General features: G+C 41.0%; 18 protein-coding genes. All 18 read left to right on the top strand.

All coding sequences use genetic code 11. The features are described 5' to 3' along the window. Positions 1-202: 202 nt before the first annotated feature. The 18 genes from fapR to ylqF all read left to right on the top strand — a co-directional run bounded on the left by fapR (position 203) and on the right by ylqF (position 18,043). Positions 203-793, top strand: a complete 591-nt coding sequence (gene fapR / locus QYB95_RS11705; protein WP_301138512.1) for a transcription factor FapR — start codon at positions 203-205, stop codon at positions 791-793. Continuing rightward, complete coding sequence (gene plsX / locus QYB95_RS11710; RefSeq protein WP_301138513.1) at positions 777-1,769, top strand: phosphate acyltransferase PlsX; 993 nt, start codon at positions 777-779, stop codon at positions 1,767-1,769. Before fapR ends, plsX begins: the two co-directional genes overlap by 17 nt. A gap of 51 nt (positions 1,770-1,820) precedes the next feature. Beyond that, positions 1,821-2,771 (top strand): ACP S-malonyltransferase, encoded by a 951-nt coding sequence (gene fabD / locus QYB95_RS11715; RefSeq protein WP_301138514.1) that lies wholly within the window; start codon positions 1,821-1,823, stop codon positions 2,769-2,771. Then, positions 2,764-3,510: a 3-oxoacyl-[acyl-carrier-protein] reductase gene (fabG, locus tag QYB95_RS11720; protein WP_301138515.1), complete on the top strand. Its 747-nt coding sequence runs from the start codon at positions 2,764-2,766 to the stop codon at positions 3,508-3,510. Before fabD ends, fabG begins: the two co-directional genes overlap by 8 nt. A 129-nt stretch (positions 3,511-3,639) precedes the next feature. Beyond that, complete coding sequence (acpP, locus tag QYB95_RS11725) at positions 3,640-3,876, top strand: acyl carrier protein (protein ID WP_036202894.1); 237 nt, start codon at positions 3,640-3,642, stop codon at positions 3,874-3,876. Between the two features lie 267 nt (positions 3,877-4,143). Next, complete coding sequence (gene rnc / locus QYB95_RS11730; RefSeq protein ID WP_425609202.1) at positions 4,144-4,905, top strand: ribonuclease III; 762 nt, start codon at positions 4,144-4,146, stop codon at positions 4,903-4,905. 1 nt (position 4,906) lies between these two features. Beyond that, on the top strand, positions 4,907-8,467 hold the full coding sequence (gene smc, locus QYB95_RS11735) for a chromosome segregation protein SMC (protein WP_301138516.1): 3,561 nt from the start codon (positions 4,907-4,909) through the stop codon (positions 8,465-8,467). Positions 8,468-8,556: 89 nt separating this feature from the next. Next, complete coding sequence (ftsY, locus tag QYB95_RS11740) at positions 8,557-9,798, top strand: signal recognition particle-docking protein FtsY (protein ID WP_301138517.1); 1,242 nt, start codon at positions 8,557-8,559, stop codon at positions 9,796-9,798. A gap of 880 nt (positions 9,799-10,678) precedes the next feature. Then, on the top strand, positions 10,679-11,866 hold the full coding sequence (locus QYB95_RS11745) for an MFS transporter (RefSeq protein ID WP_301138518.1): 1,188 nt from the start codon (positions 10,679-10,681) through the stop codon (positions 11,864-11,866). Positions 11,867-11,999: 133 nt separating this feature from the next. Then, on the top strand, positions 12,000-12,335 hold the full coding sequence (locus tag QYB95_RS11750; protein ID WP_301138519.1) for a putative DNA-binding protein: 336 nt from the start codon (positions 12,000-12,002) through the stop codon (positions 12,333-12,335). Between the two features lie 10 nt (positions 12,336-12,345). After that, complete coding sequence (gene ffh / locus QYB95_RS11755; protein ID WP_301138520.1) at positions 12,346-13,704, top strand: signal recognition particle protein; 1,359 nt, start codon at positions 12,346-12,348, stop codon at positions 13,702-13,704. Between the two features lie 107 nt (positions 13,705-13,811). Further along, entirely contained in the window at positions 13,812-14,084 is a 273-nt protein-coding gene (rpsP, locus tag QYB95_RS11760) for a 30S ribosomal protein S16 (protein WP_036202915.1), read from the top strand. Positions 14,085-14,102: 18 nt separating this feature from the next. Then, positions 14,103-14,336: a KH domain-containing protein gene (locus QYB95_RS11765; RefSeq protein WP_282989821.1), complete on the top strand. Its 234-nt coding sequence runs from the start codon at positions 14,103-14,105 to the stop codon at positions 14,334-14,336. A gap of 143 nt (positions 14,337-14,479) precedes the next feature. Beyond that, a complete protein-coding gene (gene rimM, locus QYB95_RS11770; RefSeq protein WP_301138521.1) occupies positions 14,480-14,998 on the top strand; it encodes a ribosome maturation factor RimM in 519 nt (172 codons plus the stop codon). Continuing rightward, positions 14,998-15,723 carry a tRNA (guanosine(37)-N1)-methyltransferase TrmD gene (gene trmD, locus QYB95_RS11775; RefSeq protein ID WP_301138522.1) on the top strand — a complete coding sequence of 242 codons (726 nt, stop codon included), beginning with the start codon at positions 14,998-15,000 and terminating at the stop codon, positions 15,721-15,723. Before rimM ends, trmD begins: the two co-directional genes overlap by 1 nt. A 208-nt stretch (positions 15,724-15,931) precedes the next feature. Then, a complete protein-coding gene (rplS, locus tag QYB95_RS11780) occupies positions 15,932-16,276 on the top strand; it encodes a 50S ribosomal protein L19 (RefSeq protein ID WP_036171707.1) in 345 nt (114 codons plus the stop codon). A 193-nt stretch (positions 16,277-16,469) separates the two neighbouring features. After that, positions 16,470-17,033, top strand: a complete 564-nt coding sequence (gene lepB, locus QYB95_RS11785; RefSeq protein ID WP_301138523.1) for a signal peptidase I — start codon at positions 16,470-16,472, stop codon at positions 17,031-17,033. Positions 17,034-17,164: 131 nt separating this feature from the next. Then, positions 17,165-18,043 (top strand): ribosome biogenesis GTPase YlqF, encoded by an 879-nt coding sequence (ylqF, locus tag QYB95_RS11790; RefSeq protein ID WP_301138524.1) that lies wholly within the window; start codon positions 17,165-17,167, stop codon positions 18,041-18,043. Positions 18,044-18,098: the final 55 nt, after the last annotated feature.

Genomic DNA, 18,098 nt, shown 5'->3' on the forward strand with positions numbered 1-18,098 from the left:
TTTGAAAGTGATAGCCGCTTGTGTGCTTAGACCGCCCACCAAGGCCGTACATAATTAGAATTTTTATAAGGAAAACCAAACTTGCTCCTATTCCAGAAGAAACCATTCTCTTAATTTATTTATACTTGCGTTCTTTTTTATAGAAATGTATACTGGTATTAGTACCAAGTGCTAAAAAAACTGGAAGTAGGTGACGAATGTTTTGAAGCGTACAAAAAAAGAACGACAAAGATTGCTTACCGAAACAATTGAAGATAACCCATTCGTCACTGATGAACAATTAGCTTCCCAGTTCGGAGTCAGCGTTCAAACCATTCGCCTAGATCGCATGGAACTTTCGATTCCGGAATTACGCGAACGCATTAAAGGCGTTGCCGCACAAAATTACGAGAATGAAGTAAAATCTTTACCACTTGATGAAGTAATTGGTGAAATAATCGACATAGAATTAGATCAGCGAGCGCTTTCCATATTTGATGTGAAGGAAGAGCATGTTTTTCAACGCAATGGCATTGCAAGGGGGCATCATTTATTTGCCCAAGCTAACTCTTTAGCTGTTGCCGTTATAAATGATGAATTGGCACTTACCGTCAAATCGAATGTTGTCTTTGTTAAACCTGTAAAAGCGGGTGACCGTGTGATCACAAAAGCAACTGTTCGAGGGAAGAATAGTGAAAAAAATCGTACATATATAGAAGTAGTATCAACTGTTAATAATGAAACAGTATTCAAAGGTGAATTTGAAATGTATCACACGAAAGGTTCAGGTGATAATCATGAAGCTAGCAATTGATGGAATGGGTGGCGACAACGCACCAAAAGCAATCGTTGAGGGTGTGCTGCTGGCATTGGAAGACTTTCCGAACATAGAAATACAACTGTATGGAAAACAACAGGAATTACAGCCCTATTTAAAAGAACATGCGCGTCTTGAAGTGATTCATTGCGAGGAAGTCGTTGAAGCGGAAGATGATCCAGCCCGTGCTGTTCGTCGCAAAAAAGATTCATCGATGACAAAAATTTTGGAAGCCGTGACAGAAGGAAAAGCGGATGCCTGTTTATCGGCTGGGAACACTGGAGCTTTAATGGCAGGCGGCTTATTTAAGGTAGGCCGTATCGAAGGCGTTACCCGCCCTGCATTAGCCACGACTTTACCTACGGTTGACGGCAAAGGGTTCTTGATGCTTGATTTAGGAGCAAATGCCGATGCGAAAGCAGAAAATCTTTTGCAATATGCCATAATGGGCTATATTTATGCAAAAAAAGTTAGAGGTATCGACAATCCTCGAGTAGGACTATTAAATATCGGTACAGAAGATAAAAAGGGGAATGATTTAACAAAGCAAGCCTTTACTTTGTTAAAGGAATCCAACATTAATTTTATTGGCAATGTTGAAGCCCGTGACCTATTGGACAGTGTGGCTGATGTTGTTGTGACGGATGGTTTCACTGGAAACATGGTCCTAAAATCAATTGAAGGTACAGCAGGCAGCATGATGACAATGCTCAAAGAAGCATTTATGGCGTCAGCCAAAACAAAAATTGGTGCTGTACTCATGAAAAGCGAGTTGAAAAAGCTTAAAGGGAAATTAGATTATTCGGAGCACGGCGGCGCTGCACTTTTCGGCCTTAAGGCACCAGTAATCAAGGCACACGGCTCCTCAAACGCGAGAGCAATCTATAGTGCAATCCGGCAAGCATCCATTATGGTTGAACATAATGTAACTGATATAATCACTAAAACAATTGCAGAAAATCAAGTACAATAAATCCGTTTATTGTAGGGGATAAAGGGATGTAGTTAGAGAAGGGGATTGAAGATGACAAAAATAGCTTTTATTTTTCCGGGTCAAGGCTCCCAGCAAGTAGGCATGGGACAGGAGTTCATTCAAAATAGCAAAGAAAGTAAAGCGTTTTATGATAAAGCGGATGAAGTATTAGAATTCTCTTTATCTGATCTAATGCTAAATGGTCCAGCAGAGGAATTAACGCTGACTTACAATGCACAGCCTGCTTTGTTGACAACAGGGGTAATGGTTGCGCAAAAATTAATGGAAGCCGGGATTAAACCAGATTACACGGCAGGACACTCTTTAGGTGAGTATAGTGCGTTTGTTACTTCGGGTGCACTATCCTTTGAAGATGCCGTTTCAACAGTTCATAAACGTGGTTTATTCATGAATGAGGCAGTTCCGGCAGGTGAAGGGGCAATGGCTGCAATTCTAGGTCTGGATGCGGATAGCCTTAAAGCGGTTTGCGACCAAATCACTGCTGAAGGAAACGTGGTGCAGCTAGCCAATTTAAACTGCCCTGGTCAAATTGTTATCTCGGGTACGAAAGAGGGAGTAGAAAAGGCATCTGCTGCAGCGAAAGAAGCAGGAGCAAAACGCGCTATTCCTCTAGTTGTAAGTGGTCCTTTCCATTCGGAACTAATGCGTGAGGCGGCAGGAAAACTGCAGGAAGTAATTGATGGTATCGAGATCAAAGCACCTCATACGCCAATCATCAGCAATGTAGGTGCGGATCTTTTACAAGAGCCATCAGCTATTCGAAGTGAAATGATTGAGCAAGTCTATAGCCCGGTATTGTGGGAAGACGATGTTCGCAAATTGTTGGAGCTGGGTGTCACTACCTTTATCGAATGCGGACCAGGAAAAGTACTTTCAGGGTTAGTGAAAAAAGTCGATCGTTCTGTCAAAACATATTGCGTTTATGATGAAGCATCCTTGCAGGAAGTCATTGAAGCGATTGGAGTGAATCAAGTTGGGTAAATTAGATGGGAAAACTGCCGTTGTGACGGGAGCATCACGCGGAATTGGACGAGCTATTGCGTTGCAGCTGGCTGCAGAAGGTGCCAATGTGGTCGTGAACTTCAGCGGAAGTGAACAAAAAGCAAATGAAGTAGTAACAGAAGTACAAAATCTTGGTTCACAAGCGATTGCTGTTCAAGCGAATATTTCGGATAGCGAGTCGGTTCAACAGTTAATGAATGCTGCAATCGAACAGTTTGGGACTATCGATATTTTAGTCAATAATGCAGGAATTACCCGAGATAATCTTCTGATGCGTATGAAAGAAGATGAATGGGATGATGTTATCAATACCAATCTAAAAGGTGTATTCCTATGTACCAAAGCAGTTACTCGTCAAATGATGAAACAGCGTGCTGGGCGTATTATTAACATTTCTTCAATCGTTGGAGTAATGGGGAATGCCGGTCAGGCAAACTATGTTGCAGCTAAGGCCGGTGTGATCGGCTTAACGAAAACAACAGCTCGCGAGCTGGCTTCTAGAAACATTTTGGTCAATGCAATTGCACCAGGTTTCATTACAACTGAAATGACGGATGCATTGCCAGAAGACGTGAAAAGCACAATGTTATCACAGATACCGTTAGCAAAACTTGGTAGTTCCGAGGATGTGGCAAAAGCTGTAGTGTTCCTGGCATCAGATGATGCAAGCTACATGACAGGCCAAACGCTGCATATCGACGGCGGAATGTATATGTAAGATTGATTGACAATCAATCTATCAATAAACTATGTTAGTAATTGTTATTAATTGAATAATAATTTTGTCTGTTATTCTTTGACAAACTAATGTTTTTTTATTATTACTATTTGAGGGGAGGTGAACGATTTGGCTACAGTATTAGAACGTGTTACAAAAGTAGTCGTTGACCGTTTAGGTGTTGACGAAAGCGAAGTGAAAGTAGAAGCTTCTTTCCGTGAGGATTTAGGTGCAGACTCATTAGACGTTGTTGAGTTAGTAATGGAACTTGAAGATGAGTTTGATATGGAAATTTCAGACGAAGATGCTGAAAAAATCGCAACTGTTGGCGACGCTATCAGTTACATTGAAGGTAAAGTAAGCTAAGTTAACTTCATTCATCAGAATAAAGTTGGTTATGGCGAATGCTGCGGATTATTTATTGAGGCTATTCTTGACCTGCATCGTGCAGGCCTAGCCTCGGTGGAAATTCGTCGCATTTAATAAAGAGGCGCACAGTTTAGCATTCGGTTGAAAAGCGAAACTTTGTGCCTCTTTTTATATTAGTTTGGCGTATAATTAAAGAAATGTTGAATTTATCATGCTTAACAAGGTAAACTATACGTTAGAATCTATTAGGAAGGCCGATTGTTCATGACAATAAGAAAAAAAGGTAATAATCAAAAAGTTGGTGTATTACCTGAGAAAGTAAGACATCAATTTGAGTTTTTGCAAGAGGAATTAAATATTTTCTTTAGAAATAAAAGCTTGCTTTACCAAGCTTTTACGCATTCATCTTATGTGAATGAGCATCGTCGAAAATTATTTACCGACAATGAGAGACTAGAGTTTTTGGGAGACGCAGTACTTGAACTTTCAGTATCTAAATACCTTTTTGAAAGATATCCACATATGAGTGAAGGGGAACTTACAAAGCTGCGTGCTTCCATAGTGTGTGAACCATCACTCGTTATTTTTGCCAATGAGCTGAATTTTGGCAAATATGTTCTTTTAGGAAAAGGTGAGGAGCTTACAGGTGGTCGCGAACGTCCTGCACTTTTAGCGGATGTTTTTGAATCATTTATCGGCGCACTTTATTTAGATCAAGGTTTAGATAGCGTTGTAGAATTTTTGGAACGCATTGTTTTCCCGAAAGTAGAAGTCGGTGCTTTTTCGCATGTGATGGATTTCAAGAGCCAGCTGCAAGAAATGGTTCAGCAATCAAACAATGGCACACTGAATTATGAAATTGTTGATGAAAAGGGACCAGCACATAACCGTACATTCGTTTCCCGCGTTTTATTAAATGACAAGGAATTGGGTATTGGACGTGGAAAATCGAAGAAAGAGGCTGAACAACAAGCTGCGCAAAACGCGATGGTGACATTGAATCAGTCTAGCATTAAGGAGGAATAGTATGTTCCTTAAACGACTTGAAGTAATTGGCTTTAAATCGTTTGCTGATCGTATTGGTATTGATTTCGTCCCTGGTGTAACGGCTGTAGTAGGACCAAATGGCAGTGGTAAAAGTAATGTAACGGACGCGATACGATGGGTTTTAGGGGAACAATCCGCGAAATCTCTGCGTGGATCGAAAATGGAAGATGTTATTTTTGCTGGAAGTGATTCAAGAAAACCGCTAAATTTTGCCGAGGTAACACTAGTTTTAGATAATGAAGATGAACAAGTGTCGATGCCTTTTTCAGAAATTAGCGTAACGAGACGTGTGTATCGTTCAGGTGATAGCGAATATTTGCTAAACAATCAGCAATGTCGCCTGAAGGATATTACGGACTTGTTCATGGATTCCGGGTTAGGAAAAGAAGCATTCTCGATTATTTCACAAGGACGCGTAGATGAGATTTTAAATAGCCGACCAGATGATCGCAGAACGATTTTTGAAGAAGCAGCCGGTGTTTTGAAGTATAAAAACCGCAAGAAAAAAGCTGAACATAAATTAATTGAAACAGATGAAAATCTTCATCGCGTTTTGGACATCCTGCATGAATTGGATGGCCGTTTGGAACCGTTGCAAATCCAGGCCTCCAGTGCAAAGGATTATGTACGCATGACGGATGAGCTAAAAGAGTCCGATATTGCCCTAACGGTAAACGACTTAATCGTTCATGCCAATGACCTGCAGCAAATCAATACAGAATATCAGCAATTAAAGTCAACTGAACAGAAGCATGCAGCTGAAATTTCAAGAGATGAAGAAAAGCTGGATACCGTTCGTGCGAAACTAAAAGAAATTGATGAAGTACTCGATTCCGCAGGGGAACAGTTGGTGGAAGCCAGTTCGGAGGCTGAACGCTGGGAAGGCCGTAAAGCGCTTATGAAAGAAAAGCGCTCCAATGCCCAAAAGCAATTAAATCAGCTGCAGCAATCGCTGCAACTTTCAAAAGAAGAAGAACAATCACTGACAACAAACGAAGAAGAGAAAAAAGCGCAATTTGCCATCAAGCAAAAAGAAGTTCAAAAGCTTAAGATTGAAATAAAGCAATTAGAATTGACATTAAATTCTTCTGCTTCTGAAATAGAAAAAGAAATTGACCAATCAAAAGATCTGTATATTGATTTGTTGAATGAAGAAGCGACGATTAAAAATGAATTAAAGCATATTGAACAGCAACTGACGCAACAATTGGAATCAGCTGAGCGCATGAATGACCGTTCTACTGAAATGGTGAAAAAACTGGAAGAAATCACTTCCGTTAAATCCGAACTTGAAACGGTTCTTAAAAAGGTCGAATCTCAGCTGAAAGAAAAGCTGGAACAGCATGAAGTTATTCAAATGCAATTAAAGAAATCGGCTACTTCTTTCGAAGAGAAACAACAAATGCTATACCAAGCATACCAACATCAGCAACAACTAAGAGCTCGCAAAGAAACTTTGGCGGAGCTTGAAGCGGACTTCTCCGGTTTCTTCCAAGGCGTTAAGGAGATTCTGCTGGCACGTGAACGCGGAGAACTGTTGGGGATTGAAGGTGCCGTTGCAGAGTTGATTCAAGTTGAAGGGAAGTATTCAAAAGCAATTGAAACGGCTTTGGGTGCTGCCCTGCAACATATTGTGACGAATACTGAACAGGATGCACAAAAAGCAATTGGCTGGTTGAAAGCAAAACGGGCAGGAAGAGCAACGTTTTTACCAAAAACAGTAATGAAGTCTCGTAAGCTGACATCCTCCCAATTTGCCCCTGCAATCGATCATCCTGCTTTTGTAAGTCTTGCTGTAGATTTAGTCGAATTCCATGAATCGAACCGTACAATCGTAGAAAATCTGCTGGGAAATGTACTTGTCGCTTCGAATCTGGAAGGCGCAAGTCAAATAGCCAGAAGCTGCGGTTTTAGATTCCGCGTTGTCACGGTAGATGGGGATATTGTAAATGCCGGCGGTTCTTTAACGGGTGGTGCTTCCAAGCAGCAATCTTCGTTATTTTCCCGTAAAGCGGAGCTTGATCAATTATCTGGCAATCTTGAAAAAATGGAGCAATCGATTGCACAAGCTGAAAAATCAGTCGCACATGAGAAAGAAGAAGTGGCTGCTTTACGTGAAAAACTGGAAGCATTGAAGATGGAAGGGGAATCCCTTCGTGCGGAAGAAATGTCGCTTCGAGCACAGCTGCTTGAAATTGGAATGGAAGAGAGAAACTTAAAAGCAACGGTCAATGTTGCTTCGAGCGAACAATCTTCCATGTCAACAAGAAAAGCAACCTTACTGGAACAAAAAGAGCATGCCGCATTACGTTTGGAGCAACTAAAACACGAGCTTGAAGAAGTTAACCTAAAAGTAGCCCATTTAAGTGAATTAAAAACAAAAAGCGAAAGTGAAAAGGATTCCTTAAGGGAGTCATCTGCCCAGAAACGATCGGACCTTGCGGTTGTTCAGGAGCAGCTAAGTCAACTTCAAATCGCAACAGCGGAGCTTGCTTTACAGCGTTCCAAAGCCCAGCAGCAAGTTGCTACACTTTCACAAGAAATAAAATGGATTCAAAATGAAGATCACAACGGTCCTTCTGACGAAGAGATTGAAAAAACAGTCCAGGAATGGACATCGAAAAAAGAAGCTTTAACAGCACATATACAACAACATCGAGGTTTGCGTTTCGAGCACCAAGAAACATTGGCGCAATTGGAAGAACAGCTAAAAGAATTGCAGCGCATTCATAAAGGCTTCCTGGAAAGCTTGCGAACTGTTGAAGTAAAGGCTAGTCGTATTGACTTTGAAATGAATCGTCTGCATACGCTTCTGGAGGAGCAGTATGAACTTGATTTCGAAGAAGCACGTGAACAAGCGATTGAAATCGAAGACGTCGATCAAGTGCGACGTAAAGTTAAGCTGTTAAAACAATCCATTGAAGAGCTTGGACCAGTGAATCTAACAGCTATCGAAGAATACGAGCGGGTATTGGAGCGCCATACCTTCTTAACGGAGCAAAGAAATGATTTATTGGAAGCCCAGGAGACTTTACATGAAGCCATCCGTGAAATGGATGAAGAGATGTCCCTGCGTTTCAGAGAATCCTTCTCGATGATCCAAACACAGTTCAGACATGTTTTCCGTGAATTATTTGGTGGTGGACAAGCTGATTTAGTCTTGCTTGATCCTGAAAATCTGCTGGACACAGGAATCGAAATTGTGGCTCAACCACCAGGCAAGAAGCTTCAAAACTTAAGCCTCCTATCCGGTGGAGAAAGAGCACTAACTGCCATTGCGTTACTGTTTGCCATCTTAAATACCCGTCCGGTGCCGTTTGTCATTCTGGATGAAGTAGAAGCTGCCCTGGATGAAGCAAATGTCCAGCGCTACAGCGAATATCTAAAGAAACTAAGCAGTGAAACGCAATTCATTGTCATTACACACCGAAAAGGTACAATGGAAGGTGCAGACGTCCTTTATGGGATTACGATGCAGGAATCTGGCGTATCGAAACTGGTTTCGGTAAAACTTGAAGAAGAAGCAGCACTTGCCACATAGAAATTATTTGAATAAGTGTGAGGAAGGCTTATCGTTCTTTATTCGGCGATAAGCCCCATTTTCTAATAGCAAAAAGGAGCGAAAAGTTTATGAGCTTTTTTAAACGACTAAAAGAAAAGTTAACTGGCGGTACTGAAGAAGAAAAAGTGCAACAAGAACAGGCTGACCATGCCGAGGCTGAATCCGATCAAGACTTGGTCGATGGATCAGAAGCAGTTAAGGAAGATCCTACTGTCATTACAAATGAAGTAATTGAACAGGTAATTGATGAAATCGAAGAAGCGGCAGAGGAACCTGCCAAAGAACTGGCTCCAGAAGAAGAAACTCTACCTGCTGCTGTTGAAGCAGAAGAAGAGAAAAAGCCTTCTGCATGGTCCATTACACAAAAATTCAAAAATGGGCTAGCGAAAACACGTGATTCCTTTACTTCCAAAGTAAATGATTTAGTAGCACGTTATCGCAAAGTGGATGAAGATTTCTTTGAAGAGTTGGAAGAAGTCTTGCTTCAAGCGGACGTTGGGTTCGAAACTGTCATGGAGTTAATGGACAAATTACGCTTTGAAGTACAACGCAAAAACATCAAAGATACTGAAGGAATTCAAGCCATCATTTCTGAAAAGCTTGTTGAAATCTATGAAGCAGGCGAAGAGAATATTACGGACTTAAACATGCAACCGAATGGCGAACTAACAGTTATCCTATTTGTTGGGGTAAACGGCGTTGGGAAAACAACAACAATCGGTAAACTTGCTCATCGCTTATCAAAAGAAGGAAAATCTGTTCTACTCGCAGCAGGCGATACATTCCGTGCAGGGGCAATCGACCAGTTGCAGGTATGGGGAGACCGTGTTGGTTGTGAAGTAATAAAGCAATCAGAAGGGTCAGATCCAGCTGCAGTTATTTATGATGCAATTGCTGCCGCGAAAAAACGTGGTGCCGACGTATTGATCTGTGATACAGCTGGGCGACTGCAAAACAAAGTAAACTTAATGAAAGAGCTCGAAAAAGTGCACCGCGTAATTTCCCGTGAAATCCCGGACGCACCGCACGAAGTACTGCTTGCGCTTGATGCGACAACTGGACAGAACGCCCTGATTCAAGCACAAACATTCAAGGAAGCCACAAATGTAACAGGTATTGTGTTAACGAAACTGGACGGAACGGCCAAGGGTGGTATTGTACTGGCAATCCGCAACAAACTTCACATCCCGGTAAAATTCGTTGGACTTGGCGAAAAAATGGATGACCTTCAACCATTTGATGCAGAACGTTACGTTTACGGCCTGTTTGCGGAAGGCTTGGAAAAAGAGTTAGAGAAAATTGAAGACTAATTGACTGAGACTATTTCAGTATTCGCGGTAGCTTTGAGTTCGCGGATGCTGAGGTAGTTTTTTGTTTTTAGGGGATCTTTATTTGTCATCAGGTTGAATTTCTCGTGTAGAGGTGTAGGGGGTAGATGGATTAGGAATTTAGATTGAAGTGTTTCGATAAAGCTTGTAACGGGACAAATGGTTGGATAGTCCAAATTCAAATGTCACAATGGAGAAATTAACCAGGCAAATCGTTGCAGTCTTCAGATTAAAATGTCTCATTGCCTTAGTAAAAAGCATCATGGGCTAGAATTTGCATTTGTAAGTGTTTCATCACTCATATGAAACGCATCGTGAGCTTGAATCCGTCCCAGAACGCGTTATATACCTTAGATCAAACGTATCACGAGCTGGAATTCGCCCTGGTACGCGTTATATACCTTACATCAAAAGCATCATGAGCTGGAATCCGTCCTAGAACGCGTTACATGCCTTGTATCAAACTTATCATGAGCTGGAATTCCCTCCGGAACGCGTTATATCCCTTACATCAAACGCATCATGAGCTGGAATCCGTCCTAGAACGCGTTACATGCCTTGTATCAAACTTATCATGAGCTGGAATTCCCTCCGGAACGCGTTATATCCCTTACATCAAACGTATCATGAGGAGGAATCCGTCCCAGAACGCGTTTCATACCTAATATCAAACGTATCATGAGCTCATATTCACCCTAAATCACGTTATATCCCCCATTATGAAACGCACAGAGAATTGGATTCCCCCCTCAAAATGCGAACCAACCTCCCAACCCCAAAACTCCCCCTACTTAACTTACTGAATGTTTAGTATAATTTGCTATGTATACATAGGGGTTGTCTCTAGAAAGAAGGGTTATGAATGGATCGTCCGAAACTTTGGACCAAGAATTTTCTAATGGTTTGTGGAATCAACTTTTTCACACATCTTGTGTTTTATAGTTTGCTTGCAACCGTTACACAGTATGTGATCGGCCATTTTGGCAGAAGCCAAAGCGAGGCTGGATTGGCTGTAGGTATCTTTGTCATCATGGCACTTGTGGCACGCCTTTTTGCAGGGAAAATCGTGGATGTTATGGGGCGTAAAAAAATTCTCATCATCTCGGCAGTAATCTTCCTCTTGGCGGTAGTTGCCTACCAGTTTGCCACTACCTTTTCGTTATTTTTAATTGTTCGGGCAATTCACGGGTTAACGTTCGGATTCTTAATGACTGCTGCCAACGCCATTATGGCTGATGTTGTACCTGATGAGCGTCGGGGGGAAGGGACAGGCTATTATGCGACTGCAATGAATATCGCTATGGCAACAGGGCCGTTTATCGGGCTATTGATGCTGCGTATCGCAACGTTTGAATTATTTATATGGATTTTAGTTTTTGCAGCATTTTGCAACTTGCTCGGAATATTTATAAAGGTACCGACGCCACAGTTCTCACAAGGCGACCAAAAAGCGAAACTTCGCTTTTCATTAAACGATATGTTTGAGAAAAGGGCATTGCCTATAGCAATCTGTATGTTCGCATTAGCAGTGGGTTACTCCAGCTTATTGTCATTTCTGGCTTCTTATACAGAGGAGATTGGGCATGGAGAAGTTGCTACATATTTCTTTGTTGTCTACGCTCTCGCGTTAGTATGCACAAGACCTATTACAGGACGGTTATTTGATCGCTTGGGGGAAAATAAATTAACTTATCCGATGCTGATTTTATTAGTGATCGGCTACTTTATATTAAGTCAAGCCAGCAGTGGATGGATGATTTTACTTGCCAGTGCTTTCATCGGAATCGGCTACGGCACAGTGCAATCCAATTATTTAGCTATTGCCATTAAAGAGGCGTTAAAAAATAGGAAAGCAACCGCTACTTCAACTTTCTTTATTCTAATGGATTTAGCAATAGGTATCGGCCCCTATTTCTACGGTATTCTGTTAGGTTATATGAGCTATCAAACTATGTATAGCTGGACAGTAGGGTGGTTCGCAGTGGCCATTGGCATTTATTATTTTCTGCACGGCAAAAAAGTTGCTGCAAGAAAAGCCATTAGTCAGTAAATAGCTTAATTGAGCACTAAACAAATTAACGTCAAGGATTTTTAACCCTATTTGTGGACAAGGGAATTTCCTTGACACACCTAGTGAAAACGGATATGATACAGTAGACAAAATATGATTGGAGAGATATTTAATGCTACTTGAAAAAACAACACGCATGAACTTTCTCTTCGACTTTTATCAAGCATTATTAACGGATAAACAAAGAAGTTACATGGAACTTTACTACTTGGATGATCACTCTTTGGGAGAAATCGCAGAAAGTTATAAGGTTTCACGCCAAGCTGTATATGACAACATTCGTCGTACAGAGGCAATGCTTGAAGAATATGAAGATAAATTACGTTTATTTGAGAAATTTGGCGAGCGCCAAGAGGTTCTTGAAAAGTTAACCGAGGCAATAAAGGACGAGACTTCATCGATGGAAGACCGCCTTGCATTGGTTAATCAACTAAAAGAAACGGATTAGGAGGCTAAACATGGCATTTGAAGGGTTAGCAGAACGACTCCAAGGAACAATCCAAAAGATAAAAGGTAAAGGTTTAGTTACCGAACAAGACGTTAAAGCAATGATGCGGGAAGTTCGCCTTGCATTAATTGAAGCAGACGTTAACTTAAAGGTTGTTAAAGAGTTTGTCAAAAAAGTTAGCGAACGAGCTGTCGGCACGGAAGTAATGAAAAGTTTGACTCCTGGTCAGCAAGTAATCAAAATCGTTCAAGATGAGCTAACATCGCTGATGGGTGGCGAACAAAGCCCCATTAAATTTAATACGAAGCCGCCAACCGTCATTATGATGGTCGGATTGCAAGGTGCCGGTAAAACAACAACTACGGGTAAATTGGCGAACGTATTACGCAAAAAATACAATCGTAAGCCTTTACTGGTTGCTGCCGATATTTATCGTCCGGCTGCAATTCAACAGCTTGAAACGCTTGGGAAACAATTATCTATCCCTGTTTTCTCGCTTGGAAATGAAGTATCTCCAGTAGAGATTGCCCGCCAGGCTATAGAGCAGGCGAAGGAAGAGCATCACGACGTGGTTATTATCGATACAGCAGGTCGACTGCATATCGATGAGGAACTGATGGATGAGCTAAAAAATATTAAGGCTTTAAAAGAACCTGATGAAGTCTTTTTAGTTGTCGATGCGATGACGGGGCAGGATGCTGTAAATGTGGCGCAAAGCTTCAACGAAACAATCGGTATTACGGGGGTTGTGTTAACGAAGCTTGATGGCGATACACGTGGTGGTGCTGCATTATCAATTCGTGCCGTGACAGAAAAACCGATTAAGTTCGTCGGTATGGGTGAAAAAATGGATGCGCTTGAGACATTCCACCCAGAACGTATGGCCTCTCGTATTTTAGGGATGGGTGACGTACTATCCCTAATTGAGAAAGCACAAGCAAATGTCGATATGGAGAAAGCGAAAGAGCTTGAAGAGAAGTTCATGTCCCAAAGCTTTACTTTAGATGACTTTGTGGAACAGCTTCAAGCCGTGAAAAAAATGGGTCCACTCGAGGATATGCTTAAGATGTTGCCGGGTGCCAACAAGATTAAGGGCCTTGATAATGTGAAGGTGGATGAAAAGCAAATGGGGCGTGTGGAAGCGATTATTTATTCCATGACTCCTGCTGAAAAAACACATCCGGAAATCATGAACGGAAGCCGCAAAAAACGGATTGCACAAGGATCTGGTACATCTGTTCAGGAAGTAAACAGATTGCTTAAACAGTTTGAAGATATGAAAAAAATGATGAAGCAAATGACAGGGATGACGCAAGGAAAAGGCAAGAAAAAAATGAAATTACCTGGCCTGGATTCATTGTTTAAATAAAAAAAATTTGCTAAAATATTAGGTGTTAAGAAAAAACACTTTACAAACCAAAATAAACTTGATAATATACTATCTTGTGTGAAACTTATTCGGAGGTGCAATAAAAAATGGCAGTTAAAATTCGTTTAAAACGTATGGGAGCTAACAAATCTCCTTTCTATCGTATCGTAGTTGCTGATTCTCGTTCTCCACGTGACGGACGTCAAATCGAAACAGTTGGTACTTATAACCCACTAACTTCACCAGCTACAGTGAATATCGATGAAGAGAAAGCTCTTAAATGGTTAGCTGATGGTGCAAAACCATCTGATACTGTACGTAACCTGTTCTCAGAACAAGGTATCATGGAAAAATTCCACAACCAAAAATTCAGTAAATAATTCTAGAGGTGACACGCGATGCAGAAGCTGATTGAAACAATCGTAAAACCATTGGTCGATTTTCCAGAAGAAGTCCGTGTCGAAACGGACGAAAATTCAAGTCGAATTGTTTATAAACTTTTTGTTCATCCAGAAGATCGTGGGAAAGTAATAGGCAAGCAAGGTCGTGTTGCAAAGGCAATTCGTACAATTGTTTATTCAGCTGCTGGCAGTCATCACAAGAAAAAGACGTATGTCGATATATTGGATTAAAAGCGGAGAGTGCTCGGTAAAGCAGCGTTCAAAACTTACATAAAAGAAGGGGGCTAAATGCTATCCCTTCTTTTTTTTAAACTTTTTTAGTATGATAATGTCGATATAAGGAATTGTTTATAAAACTTAAGGTGGGCTTAAATATGGAATGGTTTAATGTAGGAAGAATCGTCAACACGCATGGAATTCGCGGAGAGGTACGCGTCCTTTCCTCGACAGATTTTGAAGACGTACGATTTGCAATCGGCAGTAAATTGGCGGTTTTTAAAAAAGACGATAAAAAACCGACTTGGGTAACAATAGAGAGTGTTCGTCGACATAAAAACTTCATCTTGTTAACCTTTGAAGGCTACAACAACATCAATTTAGTGGAACCTTTTAAAGAAGGGCTATTAAAAGTGACAAAGGATCAATTGGATGAAGATGTGTTGGAGGAAAACGAATACTATTATTTCGAAATTATGGGGTGTGAAGTGCTTTCGGAAGAAGGCGAACAAATTGGAACCATCACTGAAATTTTGGAAACGGGTGCAAATGATGTTTGGGAAGTCAAAGCACCAAATGGCAAAAAACACTACATTCCTTATATTGAGGATATTGTAAAAGAAATCGACGTAGAGGAAAAGAAAATCATTATTCACGTCATGGAAGGTTTATTGTAATGAATATTCATGTATTAAGTTTATTTCCAGATATGTTTACAGGCGTTTTCGGTTCGTCCATCTTAAAGAAGGCGCAAGAAAAAGAAGCGGTTTCATTATCTGTTTCGGATATCCGGGATTTCAGTAATAATAAGCATAAACAAGTAGACGATTACCCTTATGGGGGCGGTGCTGGAATGGTTCTGAAGCCGGAGCCGATGTTCCAGGCTGTTGAAACGATTACGGAGGGCAGAAGCCCCCGAATTATTCTTATGTGTCCTCAAGGCGAGCGTTTTACCCAGAAGAAAGCAGAGGAGCTTGCAAAGGAAGAGGAGCTTGTTTTCTTATGTGGACATTATGAGGGATATGATGAACGAATTCGTACAAACCTTGTAACTGATGAAATCTCGATTGGAGACTTTGTATTAACGGGTGGAGAATTAGCTGCCATGACTGTAATTGATGCCGTTGTTCGTCTTCTCCCGGGGGTGCTGGGCCAAGAAAATTCCCATATCCAGGATTCATTTTCAACGGGGCTTTTAGAGCACCCGCATTATACGCGTCCTGCTGATTTTAGAGGGATGAAAGTGCCGGATGTCTTATTATCGGGGAATCATGCAAATATCGATAAATGGCGTGAACAGGAGTCGCTTAGACGAACTTTAGAAAGACGCCCTGACCTTTTGGAGCATATGGAGTTAACACCGGAACAAAAAGCTTTTATCGAGCGTTTAAAGTCGGAGTAGAGCTATTGAAGATTGATTTAACTCCATCAAAATTGAATCCGCCATCCATGCTAAATTAAATTGCGATTGGTTCAATATAATACTTGCAAACAATAAAAAGTTTATGGTATTATTCAAGTTGTGCTTCTATATGAAGTACCAGAATTACGGTGTTCCGCTGAGGCCGATTAGAGGACTGTAAGAGCATCTGTCCAAGGAGAGAAAATTTATGTCAAACATTATTGCAGAAATTACAAAAGAACAACTTCGTTCTGATCTACCAACTTTCCGTCCAGGTGACACTGTTCGCGTACACGTGAAAGTAGTAGAGGGTACTCGTGAGCGTATCCAAGTATTCGAAGGTGTTGTTATTAAACGTCGTGGTGGCGGAATTAGCGAAACTTTCACAGTTCGTAAAATTTCTTACGGTGTTGGTGTTGAACGTACATTCCCTGTACACACTCCAAAAATCGCTAAATTAGAAGTTATCCGTCGTGGTAAAGTACGTCGTGCTAAACTTTACTACCTACGTAACCTACGTGGTAAAGCTGCTCGTATTAAAGAAATCCGATAATAACTTTTTGAGAGGGGGCTTGTTTGCAAGCTCCCTTTCTTTTTGGTAAAAAGAGACTAGGAACAGTAGATTTCTTTCCTGATCACGGCATTGAAAGCTCTATTGTCTCATAGAGTTGAAAGAAGTCGGGTTTTCAAACTTGTATACATAATTCATTTACCATAAAATGAAGTTAGATAGGGAGGAATCTTCCGTGGAGAATACAAAAAAAGAAAAAAATGAAATCTGGGAATGGATAAAGGCGCTAGTTATTGCATTTGTTATTGCAGTACTTATTCGCTACATATTATTTACACCAATCGTGGTGGATGGCGATTCAATGATGCCAACTCTGCAAAATGGCGACCGAATGATCGTTAATAAAATCGGCTACACAATCGGTGAACCAGATCGGTTTGATATCGTAGTATTCCATGCGCCAGAAGGAAAAGATTACATTAAACGTGTCATAGGTCTTCCAGGTGATACACTCGAATATAAGGACGATCAGCTTTATATAAATGGTAAAGCGTATGATGAGCCGTATTTGGATGAGTATAAATCACAGTTGACAGAGGGAACACTAACACAAGACTTCACACTGCAGGAAATTGACCCAACACTGGATGTAATTCCGGAAGGGTATGTTTTTGTGATGGGAGATAATCGCCGCTACAGTAAAGATAGCCGTCATATCGGGATTGTCAGTGAGGATGAGCTTATAGGGAACACGAGTCTTATCTTCTGGCCAATCGGTGATATCAAGATTGTAAAATAATACTTAAGGAGTGAAGGGGGTTCTTGGTAATCTCCTTTTCTTTTTGGCGGCTTATGAGCTCGAAACTTTTATAAAGTTACATAAAATATATAACGAAGAGTTTTTAAGTAAACATAAAGGAGGAAAACAACATGACAATACAATGGTTTCCAGGACATATGGCAAAGGCGCGACGAGAAGTCCAAGAAAAACTTAAACTGGTCGATATTATTTTTGAATTAATCGATGCCCGTTTGCCCCTTTCTTCAAGAAATCCAATGATTGACCAGGTGATTAACCAGAAACCGCGTCTTTTGATTTTAAACAAGGCCGATATGGCGGATGAAACAGAAACAAAAAAATGGGTGCAGTATTTTGCGAACCTTGGGCATACAGCGGTAGCAATCAACTCCTTGGAAGGAAAAGGTCTACAGAAGGTTACGAAAGCAGCGCAAGAAATCTTGGCTGAAAAATGGGAACGCATGAAGGCGAAAGGGATGAAACCTCGCGCAATACGTGCGATGATTGTAGGAATTCCAAATGTAGGGAAATCGACGCTTATCAACCGTTTAGCGAAAAAAAATATCGCAAAGACTGGAAACATGCCTGGAGTAACAAAGTCGCAGCAATGGATTAAAGTAGGAAAAGATATAGAGTTGCTGGACACACCAGGGATTTTATGGCCAAAATTTGAGGACCAGGAAGTCGGTTTGAAATTGGCTTTAACAGGTGCTATTAAAGACACGATTATCAATATGGAAGATCTTGCAGTGTACGGTCTCCAATTCCTATCAATCCACTATCCGAACCGAATGGAAGAGCGCTATGGTTTGACGGCTGTCCACGAGCAATTGGTCGATACCTTCGACCATATTGGAAAACAGCGTAAAGTGTTTGGACAAGGCGGCGAAATCGACTACGATCAAGTAGCCGAAATCATTGTTCGGGATATCCGGAATCAACACTTCGGTAAAATTACCTTTGATATTGTCGATGAACAACTGGAGAAAGAAGCGTTAGCAGAAGAATAGGGCAAATTATGGACCGGAAGACCCTCATCTACTCATGATGGGACAATTTATTTGA

It is taken from the genome of Ureibacillus aquaedulcis, from assembly GCF_030418165.1.
Classification (GTDB): domain Bacteria; phylum Bacillota; class Bacilli; order Bacillales_A; family Planococcaceae; genus Ureibacillus; species Ureibacillus aquaedulcis.